At 34.6% G+C, this 20612-nt stretch carries 24 protein-coding genes, 6 pseudogenes and 1 riboswitch; of the genes and pseudogenes, 25 read left to right on the top strand and 5 right to left on the bottom strand.

Going from position 1 to position 20612, the window contains the following annotated elements; genetic code table 11:
* Positions 1 to 218: 218 nt before the first annotated feature.
* The 12 genes and pseudogenes from HNP81_RS22710 to HNP81_RS22655 all read left to right on the top strand — a co-directional run bounded on the left by HNP81_RS22710 (position 219) and on the right by HNP81_RS22655 (position 7613).
* Positions 219 to 536: a hypothetical protein gene (locus tag HNP81_RS22710; protein ID WP_182504090.1), complete on the top strand. Its 318-nt coding sequence runs from the start codon at positions 219 to 221 to the stop codon at positions 534 to 536.
* Between the two features lie 342 nt (positions 537 to 878).
* Positions 879 to 1394, top strand: a complete 516-nt coding sequence (locus tag HNP81_RS22705; RefSeq protein WP_028391188.1) for a DUF6141 family protein — start codon at positions 879 to 881, stop codon at positions 1392 to 1394.
* Positions 1395 to 1629: 235 nt separating this feature from the next.
* Complete coding sequence (locus HNP81_RS22700; protein ID WP_182504089.1) at positions 1630 to 2412, top strand: CPBP family intramembrane glutamic endopeptidase; 783 nt, start codon at positions 1630 to 1632, stop codon at positions 2410 to 2412.
* A 365-nt stretch (positions 2413 to 2777) separates the two neighbouring features.
* Complete coding sequence (locus HNP81_RS22695) at positions 2778 to 3287, top strand: DoxX family protein (RefSeq protein ID WP_182504088.1); 510 nt, start codon at positions 2778 to 2780, stop codon at positions 3285 to 3287.
* Between the two features lie 458 nt (positions 3288 to 3745).
* Positions 3746 to 4081: a GNAT family N-acetyltransferase gene (locus HNP81_RS24835; RefSeq protein WP_376766779.1), complete on the top strand. Its 336-nt coding sequence runs from the start codon at positions 3746 to 3748 to the stop codon at positions 4079 to 4081.
* 51 nt (positions 4082 to 4132) lie between these two features.
* A pseudogene (locus tag HNP81_RS22685) lies at positions 4133 to 4283 on the top strand (antibiotic biosynthesis monooxygenase family protein); the annotation flags it as partial.
* A 92-nt stretch (positions 4284 to 4375) separates the two neighbouring features.
* A riboswitch (cyclic di-GMP riboswitch) is annotated at positions 4376 to 4458 on the top strand.
* Positions 4459 to 4493: 35 nt separating this feature from the next.
* Positions 4494 to 4658, top strand: a complete 165-nt coding sequence (locus HNP81_RS22680; RefSeq protein ID WP_182504087.1) for an aspartyl-phosphate phosphatase Spo0E family protein — start codon at positions 4494 to 4496, stop codon at positions 4656 to 4658.
* A 223-nt stretch (positions 4659 to 4881) separates the two neighbouring features.
* A complete protein-coding gene (locus tag HNP81_RS22675; protein WP_182504086.1) occupies positions 4882 to 5286 on the top strand; it encodes a DUF3139 domain-containing protein in 405 nt (134 codons plus the stop codon).
* Between the two features lie 137 nt (positions 5287 to 5423).
* Positions 5424 to 5732, top strand: coding sequence for a DUF4190 domain-containing protein (locus HNP81_RS22670; RefSeq protein WP_182504085.1), 309 nt, complete (start codon positions 5424 to 5426; stop codon positions 5730 to 5732).
* Positions 5733 to 5993: 261 nt separating this feature from the next.
* A complete protein-coding gene (locus HNP81_RS22665; RefSeq protein ID WP_028391184.1) occupies positions 5994 to 6413 on the top strand; it encodes a GNAT family N-acetyltransferase in 420 nt (139 codons plus the stop codon).
* Positions 6414 to 6775: 362 nt separating this feature from the next.
* A pseudogene (locus HNP81_RS22660) lies at positions 6776 to 6913 on the top strand (IS110 family transposase); the annotation flags it as partial.
* Between the two features lie 73 nt (positions 6914 to 6986).
* Positions 6987 to 7613 carry a cysteine hydrolase family protein gene (locus tag HNP81_RS22655; protein ID WP_028391183.1) on the top strand — a complete coding sequence of 209 codons (627 nt, stop codon included), beginning with the start codon at positions 6987 to 6989 and terminating at the stop codon, positions 7611 to 7613.
* A gap of 249 nt (positions 7614 to 7862) precedes the next feature.
* Here the strand turns inward: HNP81_RS22655 and HNP81_RS24830 are convergent, their stop codons facing one another.
* Complete coding sequence (locus tag HNP81_RS24830; RefSeq protein WP_182504092.1) at positions 7863 to 7940, bottom strand: histidine kinase dimerization/phospho-acceptor domain-containing protein; 78 nt, start codon at positions 7938 to 7940, stop codon at positions 7863 to 7865.
* 442 nt (positions 7941 to 8382) lie between these two features.
* Here HNP81_RS24830 and HNP81_RS22645 point away from each other — a divergent pair, with 442 nt between their 5' ends.
* Complete coding sequence (locus HNP81_RS22645) at positions 8383 to 9180, top strand: phosphotransferase (RefSeq protein WP_182504084.1); 798 nt, start codon at positions 8383 to 8385, stop codon at positions 9178 to 9180.
* A 317-nt stretch (positions 9181 to 9497) separates the two neighbouring features.
* Here the strand turns inward: HNP81_RS22645 and HNP81_RS22640 are convergent.
* A pseudogene (locus tag HNP81_RS22640) lies at positions 9498 to 10110 on the bottom strand (YczE/YyaS/YitT family protein).
* Positions 10107 to 10808 (bottom strand): YjjG family noncanonical pyrimidine nucleotidase, encoded by a 702-nt coding sequence (locus tag HNP81_RS22635; protein WP_182504083.1) that lies wholly within the window; start codon positions 10806 to 10808, stop codon positions 10107 to 10109. Before HNP81_RS22635 ends, HNP81_RS22640 begins: the two are co-directional and overlap by 4 nt.
* A 77-nt stretch (positions 10809 to 10885) precedes the next feature.
* On the opposite strand from HNP81_RS22635, the gene yeiL reads away from it, so the two are divergent.
* On the top strand, positions 10886 to 11557 hold the full coding sequence (gene yeiL, locus HNP81_RS22630) for a transcriptional regulator YeiL (protein WP_062187386.1): 672 nt from the start codon (positions 10886 to 10888) through the stop codon (positions 11555 to 11557).
* A 556-nt stretch (positions 11558 to 12113) separates the two neighbouring features.
* Here yeiL and HNP81_RS22625 read toward each other — a convergent pair.
* Positions 12114 to 12404 carry an MATE family efflux transporter gene (locus tag HNP81_RS22625; RefSeq protein ID WP_182504082.1) on the bottom strand — a complete coding sequence of 97 codons (291 nt, stop codon included), beginning with the start codon at positions 12402 to 12404 and terminating at the stop codon, positions 12114 to 12116.
* A 205-nt stretch (positions 12405 to 12609) separates the two neighbouring features.
* Here HNP81_RS22625 and HNP81_RS24825 point away from each other — a divergent pair, with 205 nt between their 5' ends.
* From HNP81_RS24825 to HNP81_RS22595, 7 genes and pseudogenes are all read left to right on the top strand, one after another.
* Positions 12610 to 12696, top strand: coding sequence for a hypothetical protein (locus tag HNP81_RS24825; protein ID WP_376766780.1), 87 nt, complete (start codon positions 12610 to 12612; stop codon positions 12694 to 12696).
* Between the two features lie 131 nt (positions 12697 to 12827).
* Complete coding sequence (locus tag HNP81_RS22620; protein WP_182504081.1) at positions 12828 to 13268, top strand: DUF1330 domain-containing protein; 441 nt, start codon at positions 12828 to 12830, stop codon at positions 13266 to 13268.
* 18 nt (positions 13269 to 13286) lie between these two features.
* Positions 13287 to 14177 carry an alpha/beta fold hydrolase gene (locus HNP81_RS22615; RefSeq protein WP_182504091.1) on the top strand — a complete coding sequence of 297 codons (891 nt, stop codon included), beginning with the start codon at positions 13287 to 13289 and terminating at the stop codon, positions 14175 to 14177.
* 124 nt (positions 14178 to 14301) lie between these two features.
* Positions 14302 to 14403: pseudogene (locus tag HNP81_RS24160) on the top strand (CPBP family glutamic-type intramembrane protease); the annotation flags it as partial.
* A gap of 279 nt (positions 14404 to 14682) precedes the next feature.
* Entirely contained in the window at positions 14683 to 14997 is a 315-nt protein-coding gene (locus HNP81_RS22605; RefSeq protein ID WP_182504080.1) for a hypothetical protein, read from the top strand.
* Positions 14998 to 15187: 190 nt separating this feature from the next.
* Entirely contained in the window at positions 15188 to 15685 is a 498-nt protein-coding gene (locus HNP81_RS22600; protein ID WP_182504079.1) for a hypothetical protein, read from the top strand.
* A 109-nt stretch (positions 15686 to 15794) separates the two neighbouring features.
* Positions 15795 to 16004: a hypothetical protein gene (locus HNP81_RS22595; RefSeq protein WP_182504078.1), complete on the top strand. Its 210-nt coding sequence runs from the start codon at positions 15795 to 15797 to the stop codon at positions 16002 to 16004.
* A gap of 258 nt (positions 16005 to 16262) precedes the next feature.
* Here the strand turns inward: HNP81_RS22595 and HNP81_RS24820 are convergent.
* Positions 16263 to 16566: pseudogene (locus HNP81_RS24820) on the bottom strand (transposase).
* Positions 16567 to 17095: 529 nt separating this feature from the next.
* Between HNP81_RS24820 and HNP81_RS22585 the strand changes: the two are divergent.
* The 4 genes and pseudogenes from HNP81_RS22585 (at position 17096) to HNP81_RS22570 (ending at position 20334) form a co-directional block, all read left to right on the top strand.
* Positions 17096 to 17533, top strand: a complete 438-nt coding sequence (locus tag HNP81_RS22585) for a VOC family protein (RefSeq protein WP_182504077.1) — start codon at positions 17096 to 17098, stop codon at positions 17531 to 17533.
* Positions 17534 to 18168: 635 nt separating this feature from the next.
* Positions 18169 to 19065: a hypothetical protein gene (locus HNP81_RS22580; protein WP_182504076.1), complete on the top strand. Its 897-nt coding sequence runs from the start codon at positions 18169 to 18171 to the stop codon at positions 19063 to 19065.
* 74 nt (positions 19066 to 19139) lie between these two features.
* A pseudogene (locus tag HNP81_RS22575) lies at positions 19140 to 19265 on the top strand (HU family DNA-binding protein); the annotation flags it as partial.
* A gap of 286 nt (positions 19266 to 19551) precedes the next feature.
* Positions 19552 to 20334, top strand: coding sequence for an alpha/beta fold hydrolase (locus tag HNP81_RS22570; protein WP_182504075.1), 783 nt, complete (start codon positions 19552 to 19554; stop codon positions 20332 to 20334).
* Positions 20335 to 20612: the final 278 nt, after the last annotated feature.

Below are 20612 nucleotides of genomic sequence, written 5' to 3'. Positions count from 1 at the left end.
ACTGTAATATAAATTGAACCGCCGTATACGGAACCGTACGTACGGTGGTGTGAGAGGGGCGAAAATATATAAATTATCTTCCCCCTACTCGATTGCCTATTAGAGATTTTATGTTAACTAGGTTTGCATAGAGTATTCATTTAATCCGTTAAGACCTTATAATATGAGCTTAATAGGTTAGTTAAAGAAGGGATTTACTTTAATAAGGAGTTTTGATTATGAAAATTATCTTATTTCTTGAGGCAAGTAACTCAGCAGAAGTAAACAAACACTTAGATAGTTTTAAGAAGTTTGCTGCTAATTATAAGGTCTTGATGTTAGTTTCTAAAATAGATAAGTATTGGAATATTGATGATATGTACAAAGTTTTTCTTGATATAGATAAAGCATTTGAATTTAATGTAAAACCATTGCTAAATAATATTGCATCTAAGTGGATGGTACTTCCCGACGAATTTTTAGCATCAAAAACTATGAATGGCTGTGAAATTTATGTTCCAAACCTTTATAGGATAACTCTTGAAATAAATAATTAGAAAACGCCTTTGTTAAGATAAAAGGGACAATTCTAGAGAAGTAGTGAGATTAGAGGTGAAATACACTAGTCCTTGTTGTGGTTATAACACATTAAACGAAGATCTTTTTGATACCGATAACACATAATTATGTTAACTAAAAAATTAGAAGTTATTTAAACATCTGATTCTAAAAAGTTCTGCAATAAACAACAGTTGAAATAAATTAATCGGTCTTCAACAATTGGGCGCAATTCCAGAATAAGAATTACGCTCTTTCTTCATGTATAGGGCCAAATTGTTGAACAACGTATGTTAAAATTGAAGCAGAAAAATAAACCGTTAAGGGAGCGATAGGCTTAAATGGAACGACAAGAACACGTTATTTTTCGTGAAGTTCAGCGCCCTCGGCAAATTTGGGTATGGGTTTTAATTTTACTGATTGCAGCATTCATGTGGTTTAACTTCATACAACAAGTCATCTTTGGCATTCCAGTAGGTGATAATCCAGCTCCGGATGTAATTTTGGTGCTTCTCTGGCTTGTTTTCGGAATTGTATTTCCACTGTGTCTGCTAGGATTCATGAAATTAATAACTGAGGTGCGCAGGGATGGTCTTTATGTCCGTTATGTGCCGTTCCATATTCACTATAAGTCATTTTTATTTAAGGATATGGTTCGTTATAAGGCCATTACATACCGTCCACTTGGACGGTTTGGAGGTTGGGGCATACGTTTTAATGCCAAAGGAGAAACAGCCTATAATATGAATGGGAATCAAGGAATAGAATTACAATTAACAAACAATACTGTGGTGATAGGATCTCAAGATCCGGATGGGTTGGTAAAAGCTCTGGATTCAGCCCAAGAAACTCAATGAGATAGTAATGTTCCATAATCGGGCGCATTTCTTGAAAAAGAATTGTGCCTTCTTTAGCTATAGGGCCATTTAATGGAATAAGACTTTCAAACAAAAATGGATATTTATGTGAGATTGTGAAGACTAAACTAAAGAAGCAGTAGGGTTTTACAAGGGTATTAATGCACAGCAATAGTATTTGGAGAAATGTAGTAAATTTAAAGTAATAAATCTAAATAAGGAGAAGGAATTAAAGATGTTTTTATTAAACAAAAATATACTTTTAGCTTTATTAACTGTGCTATTTTTTTGGGGTATTATTGTTATCTCTTATAAAAGTTGGATAAGTATAGGGTTTATAGTTTTCTTCCTTCTAATTATCTGCATTATAAATGTTGAATATCGTTTTTTATCCTCACTCTTTACAGCTTTTCTAGTGAGTTTTTTACTTTATCAACTTACAAATATATTTTTAGACACCTATGAAATGTCCAGAGAGTTAAGGATTCTGTTAAATAGAGGCTCAATTTTTATTATTGTTGTTGGACTGTGCGTTGTTCACCTCTTTAACAAGAAGAAAATATCGTTCTATAACAATAAACCTAATTTGAATAGTCGTATTGTTATGCCTTTTCATTCCATAAAATTATCTTACTTTCTACTAATTGGAATAATTATATCTGGTATATCATTCATCCCATTTATTCTCCAGCAAGAATTTAGTTATATTAAATCAATGTTAATCTTTTGTTTATTGTTTTCAATCATCAACGCAACTCTTGAAGAACTTATATGGCGTGGTTTTATGTTATCAAGTTTGAAAAAGTATGTTTCCACTACATGTGCAATTATCATTACAGGCATCGGTTTTGGTTTACTACATCTTGCTGTTGGAATACCTTTCATAATAAGTTTACTTTTTTCTTTTGGTGGATTTTTTTATGCTTTTGTCGTAATAAAAACCAATAGTATATACACTGCAATAATATTTCATTTTGTAATAAATATTGGAATGGTTTTTAGCGGTTTAATTCTTTAACTATTAAACTAACGAGCACTATGCTTTAATAACGATCTTCAACAATCGGGCGCGGTTCTTCTATAGAGAAGATCGCTTTTTTTCATTATAGTGCCATTTTATTGAATTAAGGTTACATATAATTCAATCCTACATAAAAAATAAATTGTGAAAAGTTGATTCCCCTAGATGCCCAAGAGGAGTTAAAAAAGTTGTATAAACTATTCATCTCTTTCTATATATCTTTAATTGTTACCTCTTATTGCAACAGGAGGTTTTTGTAACATATCTGTTACATATTTTTCATATAAACGATAATGATAATCGTTATCACTTATAGTATTATATCAATTAGTAATTAATTTTTAATATTTAGGAGGAAAAGTATGTTTATTGATTTTCTAAGAGAAAATAAAAAGATCTCTATACTTTTAGCTGTGCTACGTGTATATCTCGGATATACGTGGATTATGGCTGGTTGGGGAAAGATAGCAAGCGGACATTTTGATGCTTCTGGTTTCTTACAGGGTGCGTTAGCTAAAGTAACAGGAGAACACCCGGCTGTTCAGGGTTGGTGGGGTGTTTTTCTAGAAAACGTAGCCATTCCTAATGTAGAGATATTCAATACTTTAGTACCTTGGGGAGAATTACTAGTGGGAATAGGTTTATTGGTGGGTTGTTTCACTAAAACAGCAGTATTATTTGGACTGATTATGAACTACTCTTATCTGTTTAGCGGTACGACAAGTACCAATCCACAACTTGTTTTATTATCTATGTTTATTCTCGTTTCTGCTGTGAATGCAGGAAAATATGGGATTGATGGTATGATTATGCCAACTCTTAATGAAAAACTATTTGCCAACAAAACAAGAGAGAAAAGAGCAGCTGCTTAGTTATAAGTAGTTTGGTGTTGAACTAACTTGCGCTTATATTAAGTATCATCGAAAAAAATAGAAAGCACCTTTAACCTTTGTGTATATGTATACTAGAAAAGTGGTAATCAACAGCCTTTGATCTTCCACAAATGGGCGCGATTCTTCAATAAAGAGGATCGCTTTTTTCATTATAAGGCCATTTTGTTGAGGAAGAAATAGGTCACATAATAAAATTGAATAAAGAAAAAAACATAGAGGAGAAATGTTTTAATAATTGAATTAAAGTATTTTGAACGCACGGATTTCAAAAAACTTATCAAGTGGGTCAATTCACCTCAATTCTTACGTCATTGGGGTGGGCTTGCATTCCAATATCCCTTATCAGAGAATCAATTAGAAAAGTATATTGAGAATGCCAATAGAGATAACTTGGATACCTTAGTAAAGAAACCGGTAGTGTTATTGATCATATCTCTTTGGAGAAAATTGATCGAAAAAATAAGTCTGCAAGAGTTGGAAAAGTCTTGGTAGGTGATAAAAATGTAAGAGGAAAAGGAATTGGTCAGCAAATGATGAAAGAAATTCTCAAAGTAGCATTTGAAGATCTTAATTTACATAGAGTTAGTCTTGGTGTGTTTGATTTCAATGTATCTGCAATTGCTTGTTATGAAAAGGCTGTTTTGACAAAAGAAGGATTACATAGAGACTCTAGAAAAAACGGTGATGAATACTGGAGTTTATGGGAAATGAGCATTTTAGAAAATGAATTTATGACCAATAGAAGATCATCTAATATTCCGTTATGGGGCTAGTTATTTGGAATACTGATCGGTGATGCAAAAAGAAAAACGGGAGGTTTTACAATGATTCTTGAAGGCGCAATGTTACAAGTAAAAGAGGGAATGGAGGTGGAATTTGAAGAGGCTTTCAGTAGGGCGTCACATATCATTTCTTCAATGAAAGGGTACATACCTCACGAATTGGGAAAGTTGCATTGAAACTAAGGGGAAATATTGGTAAAGATCCATTAATCCACCCTCTTGACAATTATTCTGATAGCAACAACAAAATGCGACAAATTTCGGAATCTAAATACAGTAATATATAACGAGAAAAGGCAAACTTATTGAAAAATAAGGACGCAAAACTACAGATCTAAAGTTTTAACTATGATGGCTGAGTTGCCTAAAATAACGTACATATTTTAGGAGGATACCTTGTTGAATGGTACTTACAGAAATGGACAATTTAGAAAACAGGATCAATGAATTGAAAAAGGAATTAATCCTGATTGCAAAGGAAACAGGCTTAAATAGCCACGACACCATTAATTGCAGTCAAAAATTAGATCAGCTTATCGTGGATTACCAAAAACACCTACAAAATTAAACTAATATCATCCCCGTATTAGTATAAAAATCCACTTTTCAATTATAGGGTGCTTTTTTGTAATAGGGAACAGCGCTATTTCCATTATAGGGCCATTTAATAGAATAACAATTTCCTATATAATTGGATATTTATGTTAAATCCTAAATAACAATGGATTCATTAATGAATAATGGATGATAAAAGCGTTATTTTTTAAAGTTCTAAAAAAGGCGGGGGAATTTTGAAAAAAACTAAACGTTTGATTCTTTTATTATTCATCGGAGTTATTATAGGAGGGCCTTTTCTCGTTTATGATATATTATATGGTAATCCTATTCGCTCCTTATTAATGGAAAATGCAACAAAAAAACACCTTCTTAAGCTTGGATATAATTCCGATGAATTGTTAGAAGTTAAAACATTCTATTCAATGAAGAAAGATACAGGTATAAAAAGAACGCGCGCCCGTGTCATCTTTAAAGATGAACCGGAAGAAAAATATGTATACATCCGGTACGAAAAAAACAGAGAAATTCAACAAGGTTGTAGTTACTTTAACACAGACACTAATGCTTACGAAAATGAATATACCGAAAAAAGGAAACACATGGTGAGAGACTGTATAAATACACTCTTTTCAATGTAATTGTTCTAGTCCGTTTCTAATGGGCAATAAAGAGCAGCTATTCAATAAAAGGGAGCTATTATGTAGCAAGATATGCGCCCATATTAATGAATTGGGTCATGTTGTATAGCAATGTCAATGTTAGGAGGTGTTTATGAATGGTTGAAAAAGCTCAAACAAATAGTAAATCGGTGGCTTCTTTAACCCTTGGGATTCTTTCCATTATAATACCAATAATCGGAATAATACTTGGTATTATCGGAATTGTATTTTCTAGAATGGGAAAAAGGGAAATTGAGAAAACGAACGAGAATGGAAGGGGATTGGCAACCTCTGGATTTGTTTGCAGTATCGTTGGAATCGTAATTCAGACGTTTTGGATATTGTTAGCTATTGTATCTTACTTCTCATACTCTAATGTGGAGTTTGAATTACAATTCATCTCAACCCAATTTTTATTTAGATAATAGTTGCTGAACTACACTGGTGGAACTTGGTTCAAAAATTTTAGTCTTCATCAATCGGGCGCGTTTCTGTAATAAGGAACAGCCCTATTTCCGCTAGATTGTTGAATAGCGCGTTAAATTGTAAAGTGTAGATTGTGAAGAAATGTACTTAAACTAACGAAGTAGTTTAGTGTAAGAAGGAAAACCTTGATTTAAACCTATATTATATAGAATGAAAATTATGTTATTATTATTTATATAAAAGAAAGTGAGAGTGAAAATATGAATATCAGAGTAGCAAGTGAATTAGATTACCCTGATTTAAGACTTATATACCTAGAATCTCGTCGTAAAAGTTTTCATTGGGCAGATATAGAAGAAATGACTTTAGAAGACTTTGATAAGCATACTGTAGGAGAGTATATAATATTAGCAGAGGAAGATACTCATATCCTTGGATTTGCTTCTTTGTACTTGCCAGATAATTTTATACATAACTTATTTGTTCACCCTGATTTCTCGGGTAAAGGTGTTGGTGGTCAATTGGTTAATGCCGCCATAGAAAAAATGAATAAACCATTAAGATTGAAATGTGTATCTGAAAATCAAAAAGCGATGAAGTTTTATGAAAATAATGGTTGGAAGAAAGTTGTTGAAGAAGGTAAACCAGAAGAAAAATATTGGGTTATGGAATATGAATAAAATAAATAATTGAGGCTGATTTATTTTTTTGATGTTAAGCTAACTGGTGCGTTAGTTCTACAAGCTAAAGGCAACAATCATCATCATTATCTTGATATTCCACAATCGGGCGCGATTCTTCAATAAAGAAGATCGCTTTTTTTCCGTTATAGGGCCAGATTGTTGAACAATACCTTTTAAGAAAAATGGGTATCTATGTTAATAATTAGAAGAGCTTGTGAAGAAATGTACTTAATGTAACGAAGCAGCATTCCTGTAATAACTGAAAATGAGATTTGAACGAAAAAAGACCTCTTGATAAGATGAATGTGTCCTGAGCTGGCCAGCTAAAATGGACAAAACATCTAATTGGAGGCCTTACAATGAATTATAACCAAAATCATAAAATCTCTCAAATTACTTCTGAAACCTTAATTATCGGAGTAGATATAGCCAAACATAACCACTTTGCGCGAGCGCAAGATTTTAGAGGAATGGAGCTTAACTTCAAAATTTCATTTTCCTAAGGAATTTTTAATCAATGTAGTTCATATAATCGATAAGTGAAAACATATTAAAGGTGGGGAAAATTCTATGTTTAAACCAAATCCCGCGAATACTGCAATAGTTATTACTGACCCTCAAAATGACTTTTTGTCTCCAGGCGGAAGAGGATATCATTTGACAAAGGCTAACATTAAACAGAATAATACTTTAGCTAACTTGGAACTACTATTAAGCACTGCCCGTAGTAAAGGTTATCAGCTCTTTGTTTCCCCGCACTTTTTATATCCGCATGACTATGATTGGCAGTTTACAGGGAACGAACAAGAGATGTTGATTAGTTTGCGTGTTTATCAGAAATTAAATCAATATAGTCCTCCAACTCCGGAAGCCGATTATGTTCCAACTTTAGCTCCGTATATCTGGGATAAAACATCCGTCATTGCAACACCGCACAAGGTGGCCAGTCCTCAGACAAATGATCTGGTCTATCAACTAAGGCAACGCAGAAAAGAACAAGTAATTTTGGCTGGGGTATTATCAAACGTATGTGTTGAATCGCATATGAGAGATTTAATCGAAAATGGCTTCAAGACAGCTGTTGTTTACGATGCAACTGCCACGATTAGTGAAAACGATTTTCATGCTGCTGTTACGAACTACCGAGCTTTCAGTAGTGCTACATGGACAACAAGTGAAGCCATTTCAAATATGTAATGATACTCTTAAAAAGGCATACTAAAGAAGAGATTATTCTTTGATTAATTGTAATGTTGCATCCGTTAGGTGCTTTCATAAACGATATCCAATAAGTCCATTCTTATAAAATTTAGATTCAATTACAGTGTGTTTCATTAGATCGATTTCCACCATATCCATTACTAGTTCTTGAATCTCTCCATCATCTTGTAGCACTTTTTCAAATATCTAAATGATCTTGAGACAGACCTACTTTTCGATGACTGCTTACAACTTAAACATCACAGCAGTTATGGGTGATTTAAGCTCATGCGATATAATAGCAACAAATTCACTTTTATTCATACTTCTTTATTAGCTAGTTCAATATCACCAATAACTTTGATTTTACTTGAACAAGATACTTTTAATGGTATTGAACTCAGAGGAAATGATGTATTCTTTTGGGTTGTTGTAATAGACAGAATAGTTTAATAAATACATAAAACTCTCTTTGTTTTTTTAGATATATTTGGTAATATCTAAATTGGAGATGTAAAGAAAGGGGAATCTATATTACACATGTGGAATACTTTGAAATGATTTGTTAATTGAATAGAGAGACGATGGCGGTTCTTGATTTTAAGGATACGTTTATTTGTCTATCTGAAATCATACAAGGGATTCATGGTGTGGACAATTAAATTCCCATTACCAAGCAGATACCTTTGTATATCTGCTTTTATTTATGGGTAAAAATACATCTCTATTGGCAAAATCATAGCGTCCCTAAATGGGGGGAATTTTAATGACAAGTCAGTACGAAAAGGAAGAAATGCTAACAGGAGGAAATATCTCAAACGTATATCGCTCGGGTGACACTGTGCGACGAGACTTAAAGGCAAATGGCATTAAAATTCATAAGTTATTTAAGCATTTGGAAAGTGAAGGTTTTGAATACGCACCGAAGTTTTTAGGTGTTGATGAAAAAGATAGAGAGATATTATCATTTATTGAAGGAGAAGCTGGTAATTATCCTTTAAAAAAATATATGTGGTCAAATGATGCTTTAAAAGAGATAGCTAAAATGCTTCGTCTCTATCATAATGCTGTGAGTGATTTTCCAATCGAAGAAAGTTGGCGACCAATCGATAACACCCCTCAGCCATTTGAAGTGCTATGTCACAATGATTTTGCCATCTATAACATTATTTTTAATCACGAAAAGCCAGTAGGTATTATTGATTTTGATCTTGCTGCTCCTGGTCCAAGACTTTGGGATATAGCCTATACTCTTTACACTTGCGTTCCTTTAAGTAGACTTTATCATACTGAAACAGGTGAGGCAGTTTATTATGAACCATTAAAGGATGCCGACCGTATAAAACAAAGGGTTAAATTATTTTTTGAATCGTATGGTATTGAGGGAATGGAAAAAGGTTTTTTAGAGATGGTGTTGCTACGAGTAGAAGGATTATGTAAAACCATGCAAAGGAAAGCCGAAGAAGGAGATTCGGCGTTTCAAAAAATGATTGATGAGGGACATTTTGAACATTATCAAAAGGAACTTCAATTCATTCGCAAAAACGGAAAAGAATGGATTTAAAAGGTTTTGAACTAAATGAATAGTATTAGCGTTAGGCCTAGCAGGTTTGACGCTATTTTTGTTAATGTTCTTCTAAGGGACAAAATTCCTGTAATAAATAAAGTTGAAAAGGCAAGTTTGTGAAGTGTTGTACTTAAACTATAGGGTGCGTTAGTTCATTAAGAAGGCCGCCATTGGCGGCCTTTGTAGTTTTACAAAAAAGATTGATCATTTAGAATAAAGTTCGTAATTTATATTAAAGTTTGATAAAAATAACCTCTTTGGATTCTTATCCGTAAGAGGTTATTTTTTAGTCATGCTTTTTGTTGAGTATTTGGTTACAGCTGATAGTTTTCAAATTTCAATCGTGTATAAGAAATAATGCCGGACAATAAGAAGAAGCTGATAATCGTTCCTTCTCGAATATTGATTGGTAAATTGTAAAGTAGTGATATTGTTATTGATAGAATAATGGAGAATAAATCGACACAATATCTGTATTGAGAGAAAGAGCGTTTTGTTAATCGCTATTCGTAAACATAAACTTTCAATAGGAAAAGGAATAATATCTAATGATAAAATAATGCCTGTAGTTCCACCGGCTAGTATCGCACCGAAAATAAATAGTCCGATTCTTACAAAATAATTCTCTATGTGAATCGTACCGAAAATAGTATAGAGGAAAAAATTAATAACCATTCCAAAGAACAAGATGGAAATGAACATCAAAGTAAATTTTTTAAAATCCTTTTTTTCGCATAAGCAGATATAACCGATTAGAAAAATAAGATTTGCAATGAATGTAATTGTACCAACTTTGATGGAAGTCCATTCTGATATGGATAAATTCATCGCATTAAAACTGCTTACTCCAACATCTGCTTTTAATGTAAGACTAATGCCAATAGCACTTACTATATAGAGTAGAATCGATTGAATGACTTTTTTCATGAATTTTCCTCTAATAAGTCCATTATTTGCATTAAATTTGGTATCGTATATGTGCTCTTAGGAGAACCTGATTTAGGCATGCTTCTATTAGGGTTAAACCATACACAATCAATTCCGACATTGATAGCTCCCTGAATATCCGATGTTAAACGATCACCTATCATTAAAAATTCTTCTTTACGGCTTGTATGCAGGGCATCAAAAATATAGTAAAAGAAATGGGGATTCGGTTTTTCATAACCAATTTCTTCAGAGATAAAAAGTTGTTCAAAATATCCTTGTAGCTTGGCATCTCCTAATCTTTTTCTTTGAGTCTTTCCTACACCGTTTGTTCCAATATATAATTTATATACTTGCTTAGTTAAAGCATTTAATAATTCATGTGCATGGGTAACGGTCTTATGTCCTTGGTTTAAATGCTCACGGTACATTGCTTCAACTTTTGCTCCGTTTCCATCTATATGAAATTCCTTCAAAAAAAGTGAAAAACGCGTTGTCAGCACTTCTTCACGAGAAATCAAGCCTTCCTCTAATTGATGCCATAAACCATCATTAATGCGCTTATAACATGCAATGGTTTGTTTGTTATAGGGCAGCTCGTATCGCGTAATAATTTGTTTTAAAGCCTTTTCTTCTGAATCTTGAAAATCAAGTATCGTATCATCTAAGTCAAAAATAATATGTTTGTATTTGTTCATTCCTATCCACCTCTTGGTAGTAATATATCGAAAGTAAGAATATAATAATAGGAGATATCTCATATTGAGGTGATAAAATGGAAAAAATCAATTTGAAGGATTACGCTGAAAATTTTGTAGATATATATAATGATATTCAAGAAACTTTTCCGAAAGCAGTTTTAAATCAGGCTTTTATATGTAAGTTTTCTTCTAATGAATATATAGTGCGCTTTGATGAAGATATTCAGTACTTATTTTTATTATTAGATGGGCGGGCAAAAATATATATAGTACACGAAAATGGAAAACGTGCACTGATTCAGTTTCTAAAGAAAAATGATTTTATTGGTGAATTATCCTTGATTGAGGTGGAAAAGAATTTAAAAGATGTTGTGGCTATAGATGACTGCACTTGCTTAGCGTTTCCATTGGCTTCATCAAAAGAGCATCTGTTAAATGACAATCTTTTTCTCCATAATTTATCAAAATATTTAGGTGATAAATTACTTAAAAGAACGGATCATTACACAGATATGCAGGATTACGAATTCAAAAATCGATTGGCGAAATATATTCTTCAAATAGAAAACGATGGATGCTTTCAAGAGAAGCTTACCGAAACAGCAGAATACGTGGGGGTAAGCTATCGACATTTATTATACACACTTAACCAATTCCATGAAGATGGATTGTTGAAAAAAAAAGGAAGAAAATATTTTATCATTAATAAAGAAAAGTTAGAAAGATTGAGTTCAAAAAAGGGTTAATTTAGTTTGATTTGATAACTTGAAATATAAACAAGTTGTTTCACTTTTTTCATATTACAGGCCCTTATGTTAGTAACAGGATTAGTCGAACTTCAAAAAGATAGCAATAAGACAAATTGGCTTAAAAGTATATTTATTTTTTCTTTGAGGATTTATACTTTACATAACACTGCATAGAAGGGAACCCATTATTTATGAGCCCTGTAAGATTTTTTATTTATCAATTTATCTTATTTATCGCACTTCTTCTTCTCAATGTCTATTCTGACCCATACATCAGCAAACCATTTTCTCTTGTTGATTTAATAGCAATATGTATAACAGCTCCTATCTTTATACTGCTTATCAGCCTGATAGGTAAGTTATACATACGTTTCAATACCAGGTTACGAAACAAGGTCTTACTCTCTATAACAGCTTTTATTTTAGCAATCATATGTTTAGTGATAGTAGAAATTATTTGGTTTGAAATAAAAGGGGAGATGTTAATCAACTAACTTGTGCTTTACCTCAACAAGGGTAGAGCACCTTTTTCTTATTCAAGTAACGAAGCAGGTTAGTTGAGGAAGAAATCCTTAATTTTTAAAAGATTTCCTCCACCAAAAGACGGCCCTATCAATATCGAACTTCCCGAACCAATCCCTACCGCAAAAGATATAAGGAAAAAGTATAATGGAAAGAAAGCAGAGATTGCGTCTAGTGCATCTACCTCAAGTTTTTGACCAACAATCATCATACCAAAAACTTGTCTTATAGATTGTAGGACACTCGCTAACATGATTGGTATGAGAAACGCAATCATTGGTTTGATAGCCATTTTACTATTTTCAATAATTGATGTATTCATTTACATTTTAGCTAAATTTATAAATTTTATTTTCTCGTTCCTCTAAGCGATTGAATTTGTTTCAATTGCTTATTTTTTATGCATCACCGCATTGTTTCTGAATAAAAAAGCAAACGTAAATTAAAAACGTTTGTTTTATAACAAACGTAGTAATATAATGTTTGTGTTAGGTCGATCGTTTTGAAAAGAATATTATTCATTAATAATGAAAGCTATGGCAGGGAACTCCCATCAATACGAAGTAGCTCTGCGGGAACTGTATGCTGGTGATTTGGATCATTTTTACCGATGACTGGGCACCTGATATCAGAAACCATATCAAAAGATTAGCCGCTAATGCATTCCCGGAGGGGAACTTATGAATGAATGCATGTGGAGGCGTAAAGAATTTGGAATAAAAAAGGATCTCCGAAGGGAGCTGCTATGACAGAATTTGAATTTAATCGTTACATCGAACCAACACAACGCGCTGGCATGAGGTTCATACAGCGAGGCATTGAGGGCAGCATCGTCATGTTGAACCTCATGCGTTTTCGTGAAGTTGCCGATTACACGGCCCATCCTGAGCTATCACCGGAGGACCCAAACAGTGGTGCTGAAGCTTTCAAACGCTATATTGAGCACACCCGACCATTTCTCCGTGAAAGCGGAGGTGAGGTGATGTTTCTTGGCGATGGCGGAGAGTTTCTTATCGGGCCCGAAGAGGAAAGATGGGATCTTGTCATGATGATCCGCCAGAGCAGCGCGGAGTCGTTTCTTGCTTTTTCAAGTCATCAAGACTATATAGCCGGTATCGGGCATCGGACTGCAGCAATCGAAGATTCACGCGTTCTGCCTATGACAGAACTTTCGACTTCAAAATAAAAGGAGGAGAACATGATTATGAATATCCTAAAAGTCAACGACGTCGAATTGGCCTATGACAGTTTCGGTAACGAAAATGACGAGGCTATTATCCTAATCGCCGGGCTTGGAACCCAGATGATCCGATGGACGGATTCGTTTTGTCGGATATTAGCAGCGTGGGGCTTTCGCGTAATCCGCTTTGACAATCGCGACGTAGGTTGCTCGACGCACTTTAGCCATTATCCGACGCTGGATTTTGATGCACTGGCGACTGCTCTCATGTCAGGACAGAGACCGGACATCCCTTACACTCTCGATGACATGTCCAACGACGCTATCGGACTGCTCGACGCCCTAACAATTGACCGGGCACATTTCGTTGGCAGGTCGATGGGCGGAATGATCGCCCAGATTGCAGCCAGCGAGTACCCGGAACGGGTTTTATCTCTCACATCCATTATGTCCAGTTCCGGTAATCCTGCCCTTCCGCATACTGCCCCAGATGTCATGGCGATGATGACTAAACCGGTGCCGAACCCATTTGAGGATGAAGCAGGATTTTTGGCGCACAGTCTCTCTTTTGCCAAACGCATCGCCGGCACCGGCTATCCGTTTGAAGAGGATGCTTATCGGACGCTCATTCTGGAGGAGGCCCAGCGAGCATACGATCCAGGCAGTGTCGGACGACAAATTGCTGCTATCGCTGTCTCCGGTGACCGTCGTCCAAGGCTGGCGACCATAAAAGTACCAGCACTTGTCATTCATGGGGTGGACGATCCCCTGTTTGTCCCGGCGTGTGGCGAGGACACGGCTTCTGCCATCCCAGGAGCCGAGCTAATGTTGGTAGACGGCATGGGACATGACCTGCCACACCAACTGTACAGATTAATCATTGATGGTATAGAGCGAACGGCTCGTCGCAATTGACTCGCGCTTCCTGAATAGCAACCAGCCGGAGTTCCGCGGTGTCCAATGGGGCTGAGTAGGCCAGGGGGCGCAGCGCTACATGAATGGCTAACGGGGGCTTTGCTAGAAGATTGTTGAGCTGTTCATTTTTGCTTTAGCGTATGAACGAACTAATTCGATCTGGTCATCAGTTATTATTCATGGATTAACTAATGGAATTATGGTTCTGTTGACTAGTTTGATATAAAGATATTGTTATAAGTAGCCGAAACATACAATGCAAACTACCAGATACAAGAGCTGAAAAAGACTGTTATTAGCAGTCTTTTTCATTATGCGGCTGTCGGGCAGTATTCCTTTAAAATATAATCAATTATGTAAAATAAATAAAGTATGTGAAGGAATATACTTAAACTAATGGGTGCTTTAGTTTAGGTAGGAAAGACTGCTTCGGCAGCTTTTTCTTTTTCGACTGACGTAGCAGGATTGTTAAACAAGAATAAAAAAATATAAAGGGGGAGTAGATATGATTGGTTTGTTTAATCTTGGCAGCCTCATTCTTGGATTAATTGCTTGGATACTTCCAGTTGTTAATCTCATGCGATATAAGAAGCATGACCATTGGAATTCGGTCGTTCCTTCTATTATGAGCATCGGTGCATGTGCTATTTCGCTATGTTTCCAAATTCTCTATAACTATCATCTGGTAAAGATTGAGGATTGGTCTGCTCTTATGGACACAACGAGTGCTGTGGCGTTCGTCGCAGCAGTTCTTCTCATCGTTACCATCATATTAAATGCAATTACTCTGATTGTATATCGTGACAGAACAGCAAAGTAGGGTGTCAAATTCCAGTTTGTAAGGTTAATTAATTCATAATGCAAAAGGATTAATTCACACTTTTCTTATTATGTATCGAAGATTGTGAAAGGGTGTACTTAAAATAACTGGGCAGTTAAGTGGAACAAGAGTTACAATTTATATAATAATTGAAACATAAAAGGATATGGGGAAAAAAGAGGGGGAAACAGTGAAAATTGCAAAGATTACTCTATTCGTTGTTAGCATCTTAGCATTGGGAGTCTTCCTACTAGTTAACCAAATGACTCCATTCCCAGGAACTTCATCTGGAAACGGTAATCCAGCTTTGTTGATAGCTTGGATTCCAATTCCACTACTCATCTTTATGGTAATATTATGGGTTCGAATTTTTCGTGTGCATTCGATTAGCAACACTGTTTTTATCATTAGCATAGTCGGCATTCTCGTTCACTTAACTGTTGCCTTTTTTTATCAAAAAAATGAATTAAATGAATATCGCCAAGTCATAAAAGATGCATTAATAAAAAGAAACGGTGTTGCAGATGCGGAATATATTCAAAGCATTACTTCAGGATTAAGTTTTCATGTGAACAACCAGTATTTTAATATAAATACTTATTTTATGTTTGTGACCTTTTCGATTTTAGTTGCTATTGTGTATACTCTTTGGGACCATTGGGAAAAGAAGGGGGAAATCCAGAAGTAAGTGATTTTTCTTTGTCTTTTGTTAGTATACATTTACCCCTTCTTGTTTCACTAACGGGGCAGTTACTTGAGGATAGTCCATTAATTCCAAAGGAATGAGATGAATTTATATGAAGCAGTTTGTAATAGATTTTTTTATCCTTTTTATTGGGATAATAGTGATTGGTATAATATTTGAACCTTCGGATTTACCATTTCAAGGAATAGTACGAAAAGAGGCTTTTGATTTAGATTTTAATGGGATTGCAAGAGCAATAGTAATATCTTTGATCTATTCTTTAATAGGGACTTTTATTCGAAGGATTTTTTCGAAAAAATAGGGATTATCTAGTTCAACTACCATGAAAATAAACTTCTATAATTTAGTATAAAAGGCAATACTTAATAAGACGAAGCTCATTCATTTTTTAAAAAAGGGGAGAGCGCCTGATTCTTTGATCTATTTTAGGAATATGGACTGGATTAAGATGCTTTAGGTGCTTGTAACGTAACTGAGGAGCCTAAACTTTCAAGTCTTCGTAGTGAATGTCGTACAATGGATTGTTGCCACTGTTTATCAAAGTAGTCTTCGCCTAGATCTACATACATTTCTTTTCGGGTAAAAGATAATAAGAGATACGTAACATGGCATGAGCGACCACAATTCCTGCTCTTTTCTTACCTTTTCGTGAGGCTGTACGTCTATACAGTGCTCCGAGATAATTTTTAGATCCTCTTACAGAATGAGCTGCTTCTGTTAATGCGGATCTCAAATACTTGTTTCCTTTTTTTGTATTAGCAGATTTCCTATTTCCAGCACTGTGCCCAGGAACACATATGAGCCGCACTTGGGAATTGTTCCTTAACATTAGTCCCGATTTCGGATAAAATTTGCTCAGCCATTCTAGTAGCTATCCCAGGAATGGAATCTAACGGTTCGATATCTTCTTGATGGCTACTTACTCTTTCCGCAACTTCTTGATCCAACATATCGATTTGCTCAGTCAAAAAATCTCTACCATGTGTGCTTTCCGTAAGGGAGCGACAGTCAGTGGTGCACCGTGGTCGTTGGAGTCAGACTAACGGATAAGCTCTCACGCACCATAGTTCATCGACCTTCCTCTCCAGCCGTAGAATCAGTATTTACGGTTTTTCACCATTTTCATTCTCTGTGGTGAAGCGCTGATGTTCAATAATCAAAGGGGAACATTGAGAAAAAATAAGTGGAATGTATATGAATAATTATCCCCAATTTACACCGTTAGGGAAATGAGGAAGGAATTTAACAATAATTTAATACAAAATTAGTGAAGTGATGCTTTTTTTCACTGGCAATGCTGGTATCTTATTATTATATTAATCGTCCCTTTGTTAATACTAGAATTTGAATACATGATATTGCAAAATAACAGGAACATAGGAGGTATAAAATTTGAATATCCAAAGAATAGATCATGTGGGTGTAATCGTAAATGATCTCTCTGCCGCTAAAGAGTTTTTTCTCGATTTTGGACTTGAGGTGAAAGGGGAATGGGAAATGGAAGGAGAGTTGATGGGATATGCAGTTGGGCTTAATGACGTTAAAGTAGCGTGTGTAGGATTGGGAACGCCAGACGGTCAGACATGGATAGAGCTAATCAAATTTTATTCCCCGTCAGATGAAAAAGATATTCAGCAACCCTTTGCAAATACACTGGGTATCCGACATATTGCATTTACTGTTGAAGATATTGAAGCTGTTGTTGCCAAATTGAAAAAGAAGGGTACGGAAATCTTTAGTGAGATACAGCAATATGAAGAAAGTTATAAATTATGCTACGTTCGTGGTCCAGAGGGAATTATTTTGGAGTTGGCTGAGGAAATCAAATAAATAATGTTAATTAAAATGAAAGTACGACTCTTTGTTACTTTCTATTTTTTTAGTTTGTGAAGATATGTACTTAAACTACCATGAAAATAAACTTCTCTAACTTCGAAAAAAGGCAATACCATAGAGACCCCTTATCCACCGTTTAATAAAATGGAAAGAGTTACATTCCCTTGATCTATGGAATGGGTTGACTGGATTAAGGTCAGTATCAGTATTGGCGCTTCCTAACTATTTTCATACTCTGTGGTGCAGCACTGATTTTGTGCTGCATGGATGAATAACGGGTAGCTTTACTTCAATAAGGAGTAGGTTCTAAGGAACAATAAAGTTATTTAAAAACGTCAGTCATTGTTATTCCATCAAGGGCGCGATTGTTGAACAGGAAGTAAAGCAGTGTAATATATTTTACTATTACAGTAGAGAATCCGGAAAATAAAATAGCTATTAAAACCGGGGTTCATAGAAGACTTCATACTAACTTATATTATGCAACTATCAACTCATTAATGTTGTATGCTGTAAATACAAAAAAGAATCTAGTCATAAAAGTTGGGTAGTAAATACATTATTATTCGTAAAAATTTGGTTAGCTAATCTTAGTAATTCATCACCATTTTAATATTAGGGGTAATAAAATGTTTGGAATGGAGATCCTGAAAGAATATAAAAAGTCATATGTCTTAGGAATATCAAATAATAAAAAGTGGACAGTGAGTAGCATTGCTTCAAAAACTGTTATATATGATTCAAAGACAAATCAAGAAATAAAAGTAATTAATTTTAAAAACGTCGGAAATGTGCTATTTAGTGATGACGATAAATATTTAATTTTAAAAAACACAAGTGGAACGTCATGGATATTTGAGACATCTGATTTTGAATTGGTAAAAAAGTTTATAACTTCTAAGAAAAATCAGTTAAAAGAAGGTAATATTTGTTTGACGAGTGAAAATGATGTATTGGTAGACATTGTCTCAACTGATAATGGAGATCAAATTGTTTTATTAAACATTAATAAGGGTAAAATTGATTATTTTTCACATAATGATGAGACACGTATTATTTTAAATCAATATATTAAAGCTACTAACACACATATTTTTACATTATTTAATAATGTAAAAGGTAATAAAATTCTTAAAGTTGAGGATATATGCAATTATCCAATTATGGAAGAGATTACTATTGGTATATGGTCAAGTGTACTATTTGATCATCTTAATAATAATTATATAATTCTTTCTTTAGACACTTTGTTGATTATGGATAGCGAAAGGAATACGAAAGAGAAAGAAATTAATTTGCCTATCAATCAAGAGAGCGGATATTTTACCCAGATGAATATATCTAATAATGGGAAATACTTAATCGTAAGCTACAGTTCTCATATTATGATTTTTGAGACATCTAATTATAATCTACTTAGGAGTGACTTTTTGTATTTTGTTTTAAATGCAACTTTTAGTTCCGATGATAGTATTTTGTTAATTACTTCTGCAAAAAAAGGGTATCTTTTAGAGAATAATTTATAAAGTAATACAACAACCAAAGCATCAGATTGAGATGCTTTGGTTTGTTGTATAGATATAAATTCCAAATAATACTATTTGAAGTACGTGAACGAGCAGCCCGAACAGGTAGAAACCCATAAACAGGAGAAGAGATACAAATTGCAGCATCTAAAGTGCCTGCTTTTAAACCAGGTAAGGAATTAAAAGGGCTGTTAAATTAGTATTCTTTCGGTTCTATTCAACGGATGTGAATTTTATATACAATTTGATCATATATAATTTTCTTTTTGTAAAGTGACAAAAAAGTTGTAAAAAAATGAGAGCTATTCTATTCAACAATCGGGCCATTTAATGGAGGAAGGCTTATTGAGCAAACGGGGAGTAAAGTTCAGTAAGCACCGTCCATTTCCACCGACACGGCTTGCTTACAAGGAATAGGTACTCACCTATGTTTGCCTAAGTGAGTATCTTATTGTTGACGTCATTTTAGTATTCGGGGGAATTGGTGTGGGATACTATGTTAGTGTAGAATCAGACGTAAAATTATATGTGGAAGATATAAATCCCAAGGGCAGTAAGACGATAGTGTTTTTACATGGTTGGCCGTTAAACCATAAACAGTTTGAGTATCAGTTTGATGTTCTTCCCGCAATGGGATACCGCTGTATCGGAATTGACTGGAGAGGGTTCGGAAAGTCGGATAAACCAATGAGTGGCTACAATTATAACCGATTGGCAGATGATATTCGTACAGTAGTTGGTGTACTTCAATTAGACAACTTCACTCTTGTAGGTCATTCTACAGGTGGAGCTATCGCTATTCGCTATATGTCCCGATTTAATGGTTACGGAGTTTCCAAGCTTGTCCTTGTAGACGCTGCAGCTCCTATAGGCTTTACTAAAGAAACTGCTAATAACTTTCTTAAAGAAACCTTAAATGACCGCCCTAAAATGATGCAGGATGTAACAGATGGCTTTTTCTTTCAGTATATAACTAAACCATTCTCGGATTGGTTTTTTCTATTGGGGTTACAAGCAGCAGGTTGGTCAACAGCAGCAATCATAATTACGCTAAGAGATGAGAAGCTTTATGAGGATTTGCAAAAAATCCTTGTCTCGACCTTAATCGTCCACGGCGTTCACGACAAAGTTATTCCATTTGCACAAGCTCAGGAATTAAATCAAAAAATAAAAAATTCACAGCTTGTTCCGTTTCATTACAGCGGTCATGGTCCTTTCTGGGAAGAACGTGACAAGTTTAACCAGCTATTGAGGCAATTTATTGGTTGATAGTCCTCTTCAGCTAACGGATTTCTAATGTTCAATAAGTGTGAACTCTTTTCAACGTCCTGAATAATTCCAGAATAGAGCGCATTTCTTAAATAAGGAGGCGTTCTTTTTATCCCCCATGAACGGACTAGCTTTCTTCAAACGGGCGCTTTAATTTAACAAGTAGCTAAAAGGATCTTCGATTTGTTATTATCCCCTTATAGTAGACAGTAAAAAGAAAGGATTGTACTGTCTTCTATGGAGGGGATTTTTTCATGGGGAAAATTAGAACAACATAT

Source organism: Peribacillus huizhouensis, from assembly GCF_014138605.1.
Classification (GTDB): Bacteria; Bacillota; Bacilli; order Bacillales; family DSM-1321; genus Peribacillus; species Peribacillus huizhouensis.
This window is presented reverse-complemented; position numbering and strand designations above follow the sequence as displayed.

What these genes read in the sequence shown, in the direction of transcription:
- HNP81_RS22710 (WP_182504090.1), top strand. Translation starts at nt 219, where the DNA reads ATGAAAATTATCTTATTTCTTGAGGCAAGTAACTCAGCAGAAGTAAAC.
- HNP81_RS22705 (WP_028391188.1), top strand. Translation starts at nt 879, where the DNA reads ATGGAACGACAAGAACACGTTATTTTTCGTGAAGTTCAGCGCCCTCGG.
- HNP81_RS22700 (WP_182504089.1), top strand. Translation starts at nt 1,630, where the DNA reads ATGTTTTTATTAAACAAAAATATACTTTTAGCTTTATTAACTGTGCTA.
- HNP81_RS22695 (WP_182504088.1), top strand. Translation starts at nt 2,778, where the DNA reads ATGTTTATTGATTTTCTAAGAGAAAATAAAAAGATCTCTATACTTTTA.
- HNP81_RS22680 (WP_182504087.1), top strand. Translation starts at nt 4,494, where the DNA reads ATGGTACTTACAGAAATGGACAATTTAGAAAACAGGATCAATGAATTG.
- HNP81_RS22670 (WP_182504085.1), top strand. Translation starts at nt 5,424, where the DNA reads ATGGTTGAAAAAGCTCAAACAAATAGTAAATCGGTGGCTTCTTTAACC.
- HNP81_RS22665 (WP_028391184.1), top strand. Translation starts at nt 5,994, where the DNA reads ATGAATATCAGAGTAGCAAGTGAATTAGATTACCCTGATTTAAGACTT.
- HNP81_RS22655 (WP_028391183.1), top strand. Translation starts at nt 6,987, where the DNA reads ATGTTTAAACCAAATCCCGCGAATACTGCAATAGTTATTACTGACCCT.
- HNP81_RS24830 (WP_182504092.1), bottom strand. Translation starts at nt 7,940, where the DNA reads ATGAATAAAAGTGAATTTGTTGCTATTATATCGCATGAGCTTAAATCA.
- HNP81_RS22645 (WP_182504084.1), top strand. Translation starts at nt 8,383, where the DNA reads ATGACAAGTCAGTACGAAAAGGAAGAAATGCTAACAGGAGGAAATATC.
- HNP81_RS22635 (WP_182504083.1), bottom strand. Translation starts at nt 10,808, where the DNA reads ATGAACAAATACAAACATATTATTTTTGACTTAGATGATACGATACTT.
- yeiL (WP_062187386.1), top strand. Translation starts at nt 10,886, where the DNA reads ATGGAAAAAATCAATTTGAAGGATTACGCTGAAAATTTTGTAGATATA.
- HNP81_RS22625 (WP_182504082.1), bottom strand. Translation starts at nt 12,404, where the DNA reads ATGAATACATCAATTATTGAAAATAGTAAAATGGCTATCAAACCAATG.
- HNP81_RS24825 (WP_376766780.1), top strand. Translation starts at nt 12,610, where the DNA reads ATGAAAGCTATGGCAGGGAACTCCCATCAATACGAAGTAGCTCTGCGG.
- HNP81_RS22620 (WP_182504081.1), top strand. Translation starts at nt 12,828, where the DNA reads ATGACAGAATTTGAATTTAATCGTTACATCGAACCAACACAACGCGCT.
- HNP81_RS22615 (WP_182504091.1), top strand. Translation starts at nt 13,287, where the DNA reads ATGAATATCCTAAAAGTCAACGACGTCGAATTGGCCTATGACAGTTTC.
- HNP81_RS22605 (WP_182504080.1), top strand. Translation starts at nt 14,683, where the DNA reads ATGATTGGTTTGTTTAATCTTGGCAGCCTCATTCTTGGATTAATTGCT.
- HNP81_RS22595 (WP_182504078.1), top strand. Translation starts at nt 15,795, where the DNA reads ATGAAGCAGTTTGTAATAGATTTTTTTATCCTTTTTATTGGGATAATA.
- HNP81_RS22580 (WP_182504076.1), top strand. Translation starts at nt 18,169, where the DNA reads ATGTTTGGAATGGAGATCCTGAAAGAATATAAAAAGTCATATGTCTTA.